The sequence below is a fragment of the Streptomyces sp. NPDC058632 genome, assembly GCF_042717095.1.
GTDB lineage: Bacteria > Actinomycetota > Actinomycetes > Streptomycetales > Streptomycetaceae > Streptomyces.
Genome location: NZ_JBHXQZ010000037.1, coordinates 20,192 through 30,186 on the forward strand (window position 1 = coordinate 20,192; position 9,995 = coordinate 30,186).

8 protein-coding genes are annotated in these 9,995 nt (G+C 71.3%); 3 read left to right on the forward strand and 5 right to left on the reverse strand.

Features of this window, described 5'->3' with window-relative positions; all coding sequences use genetic code 11:
- Positions 1-10 precede the first annotated feature (10 nt).
- The 3 genes from ACFWVE_RS16350 to ACFWVE_RS16360 all read right to left on the reverse strand — a co-directional run bounded on the left by ACFWVE_RS16350 (position 11) and on the right by ACFWVE_RS16360 (position 3,032).
- A complete protein-coding gene (locus ACFWVE_RS16350) occupies positions 11-1,738 on the reverse strand; it encodes a polyamine aminopropyltransferase (RefSeq protein ID WP_384013958.1) in 1,728 nt (575 codons plus the stop codon).
- A 140-nt stretch (positions 1,739-1,878) separates the two neighbouring features.
- Positions 1,879-2,397 (reverse strand): DUF2617 family protein, encoded by a 519-nt coding sequence (locus tag ACFWVE_RS16355; RefSeq protein WP_384013961.1) that lies wholly within the window; start codon positions 2,395-2,397, stop codon positions 1,879-1,881.
- A gap of 371 nt (positions 2,398-2,768) precedes the next feature.
- Entirely contained in the window at positions 2,769-3,032 is a 264-nt protein-coding gene (locus ACFWVE_RS16360) for a hypothetical protein (RefSeq protein WP_384013963.1), read from the reverse strand.
- A 139-nt stretch (positions 3,033-3,171) separates the two neighbouring features.
- Here ACFWVE_RS16360 and ACFWVE_RS16365 point away from each other — a divergent pair, with 139 nt between their 5' ends.
- From ACFWVE_RS16365 to ACFWVE_RS16375, 3 genes are all read left to right on the forward strand, one after another.
- The gene (locus ACFWVE_RS16365; RefSeq protein ID WP_384013966.1) at positions 3,172-4,362 is read left to right on the forward strand and encodes a pyridoxal phosphate-dependent aminotransferase; all 1,191 of its coding nucleotides are present in this window, start codon (positions 3,172-3,174) and stop codon (positions 4,360-4,362) included.
- 64 nt (positions 4,363-4,426) lie between these two features.
- Complete coding sequence (locus ACFWVE_RS16370) at positions 4,427-4,591, forward strand: hypothetical protein (RefSeq protein WP_384013969.1); 165 nt, start codon at positions 4,427-4,429, stop codon at positions 4,589-4,591.
- Positions 4,592-4,829: 238 nt separating this feature from the next.
- Positions 4,830-5,906, forward strand: a complete 1,077-nt coding sequence (locus ACFWVE_RS16375; protein WP_384013972.1) for a serine hydrolase domain-containing protein — start codon at positions 4,830-4,832, stop codon at positions 5,904-5,906.
- Between the two features lie 108 nt (positions 5,907-6,014).
- On the opposite strand, the gene ACFWVE_RS16380 is transcribed toward ACFWVE_RS16375, so the two are convergent.
- Both ACFWVE_RS16380 and clpB read right to left on the reverse strand, forming a co-directional pair.
- Entirely contained in the window at positions 6,015-6,542 is a 528-nt protein-coding gene (locus tag ACFWVE_RS16380) for a YbjN domain-containing protein (protein WP_384013975.1), read from the reverse strand.
- A gap of 175 nt (positions 6,543-6,717) precedes the next feature.
- Positions 6,718-9,315, reverse strand: coding sequence for an ATP-dependent chaperone ClpB (clpB, locus tag ACFWVE_RS16385; RefSeq protein ID WP_384013977.1), 2,598 nt, complete (start codon positions 9,313-9,315; stop codon positions 6,718-6,720).
- Positions 9,316-9,995 lie beyond the last annotated feature (680 nt).

Sequence of the window (9,995 nt, forward strand, 5' to 3'; positions counted from 1 at the left end):
CGGACGTGGCTCACCGCGCGTACCGGGGATGGATCAGCGTCGACGGCGGGAGGCCGGGGACGCGGGTGCGTTCGGCGGCCCGCGCGCCGACGGCCAGGGAACTGTCGGTGAGGGTGCGCGGGCGGGGGCCGGACGGGTCCAGGCGCAGCTCGGGGGGCGTGCGGGCGGCGAGGACGAAGCCCCGGTCGCGCAGGGCGCGGGTGGTGTCCGCCGGGGTGCGGCCGGGTCCGGCGGCGAGACCGGCCGGCCGGCCGCCCATACCGTACGGGGCGGTGTGGAAGCCGGCCGAGCGGATCGTGGACTCCACCGTCCAGAACGCCTCGGGCCGGGACGCCACCGGCCCGGCGTGCACCACGAGCCGCCCGCCCTGGACGAGAACGCGCCGGGCCAGGCCGTAGAACTCCCGCGAGTACAGCTTGGTGCTCGCGGTGATCTCCGGGTGCGGCAGGTCGGAGACCACCACGTCGTACGCGGCCGGGGGCGCCCCGCGCAGCCAGTCGAAGGCGTCCTCGGTGGTGACGCGTACGCGCGGGTCGTCGAGGGCGTGGTCGTTCAGCGCGGACAGGGCGGGGTCGCGGCGGGCCAGCCGCACCACACCCGCGTCGAGTTCGACGACGTCGACCCGCCGCGCGCCGGAATGACGCAGCACCTCGCGGACGGCCAGCCCGTCGCCACCGCCGAGGACGAGCACGCGCGCGTGCGGGCCGGTCATCGCGGGGTGCACCAGGGCCTCGTGGTAGCGGAGCTCGTCCCGGCCGCTGACCCGGAGCCGGCCGTCGAGGAACAGGCCGAGAGTCCGGCCGTCCCGGTCACCGGTGAGCACCACTTCCTGTACGTCGGTCCGCAGGGCCACCCGGACGTCCGAGCCGTACATGGCGTGGCGGGCGGCCCGCTCGAAGTCGTCGACGAGGACGGTGGCCGAGGCGAGGACGGTCAGCACGCAGAGGTTGGCGATGATCAGCAGGCGGCGGGCGCGGCGGGTGAGATCCTGCCGGAACAGACCGAGCACCAGGGCGCCGCCGACCACCGTGTTGACCGCGCCGGTGATCAGGGTCCCCGTCAACTGGCCGAGGAACGGCAGGAGGAGGAACGGGAAGGCGAGCCCGCCGACGAGGGCGCCGACGTAGTCCGCGGCGAACAGGTCGGCCACCGCGCCGCCCGCGTCCTGGCGTCGGATCCGCTGGATCAGCTCCATCAGGAGCGGCACCTCGGCCCCGATCAGCAGGCCGACGGCCAGCGAGAACACGACCAGCAGGACAGGCGGCCCGTGCGCCCACGGGCCGCCCCAGTCGCCGGTCCAGGCGAAGACGGCGTACAAAGCCATCGCACTGCATCCGCCGACGAGGGCGAGGACGGCCTCGACGGCGCCGAAACCGGCCGCCGCGTGCCGCCGCAGCCGCTTGGCACCCAGCGAACCGATGCCCATGGCGAAGACCATGACGGACAGCACGACGGATGCCTGGGTCACCGAGTCGCCCATCAGGTACGCGGCGAGTGCGACGAGTTCGAGTTCGTACACGAGTCCGCAGGCCGCGCAGACGAACACACCCGCGAGCACCAGGAACCGCCCGGTACCCGGCCGCACGGGCAACCGCGGAGAACTGCCCGGGCCGTCCCCTCCGCCGCTCCCCCCGCCACCGCTTCCGCCGCTGCCACCGCAACTGCCGCTGCTACTGCCGCGTGGCCTGCCCGGGAGCTGCGTGGAGCCGGGCGGAGCGGGGGCCTGCGGTTCGATCACCCTGCGACGTTACGTCACACCTCAGCCGCGGAACGTCATCCACACGTGTGATATTTGTCCACCCTTGACCGATTTCGATACGAGCTTAAAAGATCACGAGGGACATCGCGCGACAGCGCGCTCGGCGCACACGACACCGTTCACACGGCCGCCTTCACCCGTACGCCCACCCTGGTCCGGGTCGCCACCAACTGGCCGTCCTGCGGATAGGCGTGCCAGGTCCGCCAGTGGACCTGGCTCTCCTGGCGCTGGGCGAGCATCGCGGTGAACGCGTGCGGGCTCCCTGGGAACACGCCCGCGAGACCGTGCGGATGGTCGGAGACCAGGGCGAGCAGCTCCTGGGCGCGGCCCGCGAAGGCGCCCGGGGAGAGCATCTCCACGCGGGCGGCGAACTCGTACTCCCAGTCGCCCACCCGGGTGGCGACGCCCAGCGGAAGGGGCGTCCTGCTGCCCGGAATGCACGCCACCGTCTCCGAACAGACCCCTCGCTCCTCCTCCAGCAGCACCTGGTGGGAGGCGCCGAGGAGCCGCAACTGGACTTTGGCCCCCGTCAGTTCGAGGTCGAGCGTGGTCAGTGCGGGCAGCGGCTCGCGCCCCAGGGCCCAGGCGAGGTCGGCCGCGCGCGTGTCGGTGTAGGCGGTGGTCAGGGTCGTGAGCATGGATCGGCTCCGCAGGCGCACAGGGAGAAGGGGTGGGAGAGGGAGGTACGGGCGTCCGTCGCACCCCGGTCGTGCCGGAGGGTTCGGCCCGCCGACCCGGTCGGCCGGCCGGACGAGGTCCGCAGGGAGTCCGAGGGCTGTGTGGGTAAGGAAGAGGGAATCACGAACTATGGTGCCGCCACAGTGTTTTTACCCAACTTCGTGCGGTTTCCATCCCCTCGGGGACTCCTCAGATCACCTGTTCAAGGTGTCGGGCCCGGCGCATGCCTGGCATACGCTCCGGCGCGCAGCACGACAGTGGGGCCCGCCCAGGCGCGGACCCCACTGTCTCCCGGGACGGACTGCCCCGGCCCCCGGCCTCCCCGGCTCGGTCAGCTGCCACCCCCGCCGCATCCGCCGCCGCATCCGCCGCCGCCCCCGCAGGACGACCCGCCGGAGCTTCCCCCGCCTCCGTCACCGTGCGACGAGCCGCAGGAGGCGGCGACAGCCCCGCCGCCCGCCCACCAGCTGCCGCCGCTGTCACTGCCGCCGCTGCCGCCGCGGCGCGGCCGGCTCGCAGGGCGACGGCGTCCCGCCGCCACCGCGAACACGACGACCAATGCGAAGACCAGGGTCAGGATGATGCCGATGACCATGACGTCACCGTCCTTTCGTCCCCCGTGATTCCCCCGAAGCGACCCCCCGTGGGTGCCTCGCTCACGTGTGTGGACGGGAGATGCCCGATGCCCGCACGGCCCAAGCCGGAGTTGAGCAACTCCAGAGGTTCGGCGCAGGATGACCGGCATGACCTCCAGCGCGCGTCCCCTCCTGAACCGCCGGCTCGCCGAGTTCGGGACCACGATCTTCGCCGAGATGTCCGCCCTGGCCCTGCGCACCGGCTCCATCAACCTGGGCCAGGGCTTCCCGGACACCGACGGCCCGGAGGAGGTCAGGGAGGCGGCGGTGAAGGCACTGCGGGACGGCCGCGGCAACCAGTACCCGCCCGGCCTCGGCGTCCCCGAACTGCGCACCGCGATCGCCGCGCACCAGCAGCGCCGCTACGGCCTCTCCCTCGACCCCGACACGGAGGTCCTGGTCACCGCGGGCGCCACCGAGGCGATCGCCGCATCGCTGCTCGCCCTGCTGGAGCCGGGCGACGAGGTGGTCGCCCTGGAGCCGTACTACGACTCGTACGCGGCGTGCATCGCGCTGGCGGGCGCCACCCGCGTGCCGGTCACCCTGCGCCCGCGTGAGGGCCGCTTCCACCTCGACCTCGACGAACTGCGCGACGCCGTCACCGACCGCACCCGCCTGCTGCTGATCAACACCCCGCACAACCCGACCGGCACCGTCCTCACCCGCGAGGAGCTGTCGGTGATCGCCGCGCTGGCGGTGGAACGCGACCTGCTGGTGGTCACGGACGAGGTGTACGAACACCTCGTCTACGACGACGCCGAACACGTCCCCCTGTCGGCCTTCCCGGGCATGCGCGACCGCACGGTCACCATCTCGAGCGCCGGCAAGACCTTCTCCTTCACCGGCTGGAAGGTCGGCTGGGTGACGGGAACGCCCGAGCTGGTGGCGGCGGTCCGCTCCGCGAAGCAGTACCTGACCTACGTCTCCGCGGGCCCGTTCCAGTACGCGGTCGCCGAGGCCCTCGCGCTGCCGGACGCCTACTTCGACGACTTCCGCGCAGCCCACCGGCGCAAGCGCGACCAGCTCAGTGACGGTCTGCGTTCTGCCGGCTTCGAGGTCTACCGGCCCCAGGGCACGTACTTCATCACCACCGACATCGCCCCCTTCGGCGAGAAGGACGCCTACGCCTTCTGCCGCGCCCTCCCCGAACGCTGCGGCGTCGTCGCCGTTCCCGTATCCGTCTTCTACGACGACCCGGAAGCCGGTCGCAGCCAGGTCCGCTTCGCCTTCTGCAAGAGGGACGACGTTCTCCACGAGGCCGCCGGCCGACTACGAGGCCTGGCATCCTGAGCCCACGAACCGGGCAGTGCTTGCCCGGCGTCGGCCCGGCCGCTTTGAAGGTCCTTCGTCAGCGGTGGCCGGCGGCCTGGGGCTCCGGTCACCGGGGACGTTCGAGATCCAGGCCGAACAAGTATCCGGCGCCCGCTTGCACGACGCCGACACCATCGGCGACGCGCCCCTCCGGCAGCACGCCACCCGCGCCCTGCGCCGATCCCCCTTCGTCGGGGTCCACACGTGAACCCCGACGGGGGTGGGGCGGATGTCGGCGTCTGCTTCCTCCCCGGGCGCGTGTCCATCCTGGTGGCCCCCGACGCGTCGGGGGACGGTCCGGATAGCCGGTGGAAGGGGGTTGTTCCTAGCCTCGGTCCATGGTTCTTCGTCGCTTGTCGTTGTCCGCCGCTGTTCTTGTTCTGGCGCCGGCCGTGGCGGTTTCCCCGTCCGCGGCGGCCTCGCCCCCGATGCCGCGGCCTTCCCCCGTGGTCCAGTCCTTGCAGCACGGCGCCGACGCGCTGCGCGACGCCGGAGTCACGGGGGTCTCGGTCCGCCTGGAGACCTCTCGGGGAGCCGTCACCGCCCGCTCCGGTGTGGGTGACCTGGTCAGTGGTCGCCCGGTTCCCGAGGACGGCCATCTGCGTCTGGGCAGTGTCACCAAGACGTTCGTCGCGACCGTGTTGCTGCAACTGGTGGACGAGGAGCGGCTGGCGCTCGACCAGACGGTGGAGCGATTACTGCCCGGGGTGGTGACCGGCGCCGGCAACGACGGTCGTACGATCACACTCCGCGATCTGCTGCAGCACACCAGCGGACTGTACGACTACACGGCCGACGTGTTCCCCGACTCCAGCGCGGAAACGTACTACGCCCACCGGTGGGACGCCTACCGGCCGGACCAGCTGGTCGCCATGGCCATGCGCCACGAACCGGTCTTCCCTCCAGGAACGGACTGGGAGTACTCCAACACGAACTACGTCGTCGCCGGGATGGTCATCGAGAGCGTCACCGGCCGCTCCTGGGAGCAGCAGGTCCGCGACCGCATCCTGCGCCCTCTCGGGATGCGTCACACGGACGTCCCCGGCACCCGGTCCTTCCTGCCGCAGCCGCACGCGGCCAACTACCAGCAGTTCGCCCCGGACGGCCCGATGGTCGACACCACGATTCCCTACCGTCCCTTCGACCTAGGGGCCGACGGGTCAATGACGGGCACGGCCCGTGACCTCAACCGCTTCTTCACCGCCCTGGCCCGGGGACGACTGCTGGAACCCGCCACCCTCGCCACCATGCGGGCCACCGTCCCCATGCCCGAGGACAGTGGCCGTCCCGTGGGCACCCGGAGCGGTCCGGGGCTGTTCTTCACACCCTTGTCCTGCGGTGGCGGTTACCTCGGTCACGGGGGAAGCGGCTTCGGTTATCTCGTCCGGGCCGCCACCACGACGGACGGCCGTCGTAGCGTCACCGTCTCCGCGCACAGCCGTCCGGGAGATCCGGACACGGCGGCCCGCCAGGAGAACGTGCTGCGTGATCTCGTCGACCGCGCCCTCTGCCGTCCCGCGTGAGCGGGACCGGGCGGCGGGCCTGTGGGGAAACCGGTGGAGCCCGGCTGCGGGACGACCTCCGGGGGTCGGTTCCGGGCCGGGCTCCGTCGCGCCTGCGGGGGCGAACGGCTACTCGTCCTCGGGCTTCTCCGCCTCGTTGACTTCCTGCTCCAGGCCGAGCTGCTCGACGAGCCACTTGTCGAACTCGATCGCGGCCCGCACCCAGCTGACCGTCGACGAGACGAAGTGCTCCAGGCTGACGCCCGTGCCGATCAGCATCTGGGCCTCGCCGATCAGGCGGACCGTGCCGTCGTCATGGGTGTGGGTGTAGACCTTGGGCCACAGGGTGCGGCGGTTCCAGTCGTCGATCGACTCGAGGAGCGACTGCTTCTCCTCGATCCCGTGCGGCCGGTCGTAGAAGGTCCGCACGGAGAAGATCTGCTGGTCTCCCTCCCCGCGGAACATGAAGTAGGTACGGAACTGCTCCCACGGCGCCGCGAGGTCTCCCTCGTCGTCGACGACGTACTTGAGCTCCATCTGGTCGAGGAGCTGCTTCACGAGGTCCTGATCCGGGACGACGGGGCCTGCGGGGCCCTGGGGCTGCGGCTCCGGCTGCTGGCCCCCGAAGCTGGGAATCGAGGACGGGTCGATGGACATGCTGGGACACTCCTGCGGTCGTCTGGCGTCCGGCCGTGGATGGGAGACCAGACGTACGTCCCACCCTCTCTCTCTTGGCACGTGCCGGGCAACCTGCCTGGCCGAGGGGTCTCCCCACGCGCCGGTCTCCATGATCACATTTCGACGACCATGGAGACCGTACCCCTAGGGGGTATTACAGCGTCTTGCCCGTGGCCGGGCCCACCAGGAGACCCTCGTCGGCGCGGTCCACGCGGACCGTGTCGCCGTCCTTGATCTCGCCGGACAGGATCTCCTTGGCGAGCCGGTCGCCGATGGCGGTCTGCACCAGGCGGCGCAGCGGGCGGGCGCCGTAGGCCGGATCCATGCCCTCCTCCGCCAGCCAGGCCAGCGCCTCGGGGGTGACGTCCAGCGTGAGCCGGCGTTCGGCGAGGCGCCGGCCCAGCCGGTCGAGCTGCAGCGCGGCGATGCGCTCCAGCTCTGGCTTGGTCAGCGCGGAGAAGACGACCAGGTCGTCGAGGCGGTTGACGAACTCCGGCTTGAAGGAGGCGCGGACCACTTCCAGGACCTGTTCCTTCTTCTCCTCCTCGGTGGTCAGCGGGTCGACCAGGAACTGGCTGCCCAGGTTGGAGGTGAGGACCAGGATGGTGTTGCGGAAGTCGACCGTGCGGCCCTGGCCGTCGGTGAGCCGGCCGTCGTCGAGCACCTGGAGCAGGATGTCGAAGACCTCGGGATGCGCCTTCTCCACCTCGTCGAGCAGCACCACGCTGTACGGGCGGCGGCGCACGGACTCGGTGAGCTGGCCGCCCTCCTCGTAGCCGACGTAGCCGGGCGGGGCACCGACCAGGCGGGCCACGCTGTGCTTCTCGCTGTACTCCGACATGTCGATGCGGACCATCGCCCGCTCGTCGTCGAAGAGGAAGTCGGCGAGCGCCTTGGCCAGTTCGGTCTTGCCGACACCGGTGGGGCCGAGGAAGAGGAAGGAGCCGGTGGGGCGGTCGGGGTCCGCGATCCCGGCGCGGCTGCGGCGTACGGCGTCGGAGACCGCCCGTACGGCCTCGCTCTGGCCGATGAGCCGCTCGCCCAGCTCGTCCTCCATGCGCAGCAGCTTCTGCGTCTCGCCCTCCAGCAGGCGGCCGGCGGGGATACCGGTCCAGGAGGCGACGACGTCCGCGATGTCGTCGGAGCCGACCTCCTCCTTGACCATGGTGTCCTTGGCGACCTCCTCCTCCGCCTCGGAGGCGGCCTCCAGGTCGCGTTCCAGCCCGGGGATCTCGCCGTAGAGCAGCTTGGAGGCGGTGTCGAAGTCGCCCTCACGCTGGGCGCGTTCGGCCTGGCCGCGCAGTTCGTCGAGCTTCTCCTTCAGCTCGCCGACCCGGTTCAGGGACTGCTTCTCCTTCTCCCACCGGGCGTTGAGACCGCGCAGTTCCTCCTCCTTGTCGGCGAGGTCGCGGCGCAGCTTCTCCAGGCGCTCACGGGAGGCGGCGTCGGTCTCCTTGCCGATCGCCAGCTCCTCCATCTTCAACCGGTCCACGGCGCGCTGGAGTTCGTCGATCTCGACGGGCGAGGAGTCGATCTCCATGCGGAGCCGGGAAGCCGCCTCGTCGACGAGGTCGATGGCCTTGTCGGGCAGGAAGCGGGAGGTGATGTAGCGGTCGGAGAGGGTCGCGGCCGCCACCAGTGCACTGTCGGCGATCTGCACCTTGTGGTGGGCCTCGTAACGGCCCTTGAGACCGCGCAGGATGGCGATGGAGTCCTCGACCGACGGCTCGGCGACCAGCACCTGCTGGAAGCGCCGCTCCAGCGCCGGGTCCTTCTCGATCCGCTCGCGGTACTCGTCGAGGGTGGTGGCGCCGACCATGCGCAGCTCACCGCGGGCGAGCATCGGCTTGAGCATGTTGCCGGCGTCCATGGCGGAGTCGCCGCCGGCACCGGCGCCGACGACCGTGTGCAGCTCGTCGATGAAGGTGATGATCTGCCCGTCGGAGTCCTTGATCTCGGCGAGGACCGTCTTCAGCCGCTCCTCGAACTCGCCGCGGTACTTGGCCCCGGCGACCATCGCCCCCAGGTCGAGCGCGACCAGCCGCTTGTCCTTCAGCGACTCGGGCACATCGCCCTTGACGATCCGCTGCGCGAGTCCCTCGACGACGGCGGTCTTGCCGACGCCGGGCTCACCGATGAGCACGGGGTTGTTCTTGGTGCGGCGGGACAGCACCTGCACCACCCGCCGGATCTCCTGGTCCCGGCCGATCACCGGGTCGAGCTTGCCCTCGCGGGCGGCCTCGGTGAAGTCGGTCCCGAACTTCTCCAGGGCCTTGTACTGACCCTCGGGGTCGGCCGTCGTCACCCGACGGGCTCCTCTCGTCTGCTGGAAGGCTGCCTGCAGCTTCTTCGCGGTGGCGCCCTGGCCGGCCAGCACCTCGCCGGCCGCGCCGCCCTTCGCGGCGAGGCCGAGGAGCAGGTGCTCGGTGGAAAGGTACTCGTCGCCCAGGTCGCGGGCGCGGGACTGGGCGTCCGCGATGACGGCGAGCAGCTCACGGTTGGGCTGGGGCGGGGCGACGGTGGACCCGGCGACGCTCGGCAGCCCGGCGAGGGCCCGCTCGGCCCCGGAGCGTACGGCGGCCTGGTCGGCGTCGACCGCGGCGAGCAGGTCGGTGATGTTCTCGTTGTCCTGCCCTTCGAGCAGGGCAAGCAGCAGATGGGCCGGGGTGAGGTCGGGGTGTCCCCCGGTCAGGGCCCGATTGCCGGCTGCGTTGATCGCGTCCCGGCTCCGGTTGGTCAGCTCTGCGTCCACGTTCGCGTTCTCCTCCTTGCGATCACCGTTCAGCGGCCTTCAGGGCTGACTCGGCTTGGCTGACTCGGCCAGCGTACACAAACTTGAGTCTATTCCACTCAAGGTGGGGACGGGAGGTCCGGATGGCCCTCAACTCCGGGATTCCGGCTTCCGGCGCGGCCGGCATCCGCTCACGCGGACATGGACATGGACACGGGCACGGGCACGGACACGGACGCCGATACGGATCAGCAGACATGGGCGCGGACACGGACGTGCTCAACGCCACGAGGTGAGGCACACGCGGAGGAAACGTGAAGGCACGAGGCCGACGTGAAGGCACGAGGCCGACGTGAAAGGCGCGCGACGGACCCGCACGCGGGGGACGACAACCGCCGCTCGTGGGCGACACTGGAGGGGTGACGGCCCGTCACGCGGACCGGCCGAAAGCACGCGGCAGAGGTACGGGCAGGGCACCGCGGGCAGGTGCGGCCGGCACCGGATCCGGCGCGGGAGATCATGGAGAGCGCGCTCACGCGCGCGAGGGGGCAGGGGTGATGCCGCGGTGATGGTGCGTACCGTCCAACGACCGGTTCCGGCCATCACCGGACCCTGCCCATACCCGGAAATGTCCCCGAAAACTGCAGTGGCGGGGCCCGGTGTAGGTGTGCGCTCGCCCCCAACCGGGGGAGGGGGCCGCG

Bases quoted from the DNA above. Each gene is read 5' to 3' on its own strand.
- ACFWVE_RS16355 (WP_384013961.1), bottom strand. From the start codon at position 2,397: ATGCTCACGACCCTGACCACCGCCTACACCGACACGCGCGCGGCCGAC.
- ACFWVE_RS16360 (WP_384013963.1), bottom strand. From the start codon at position 3,032: ATGGTCATCGGCATCATCCTGACCCTGGTCTTCGCATTGGTCGTCGTG.
- ACFWVE_RS16365 (WP_384013966.1), top strand. From the start codon at position 3,172: ATGACCGGCATGACCTCCAGCGCGCGTCCCCTCCTGAACCGCCGGCTC.
- ACFWVE_RS16380 (WP_384013975.1), bottom strand. From the start codon at position 6,542: ATGTCCATCGACCCGTCCTCGATTCCCAGCTTCGGGGGCCAGCAGCCG.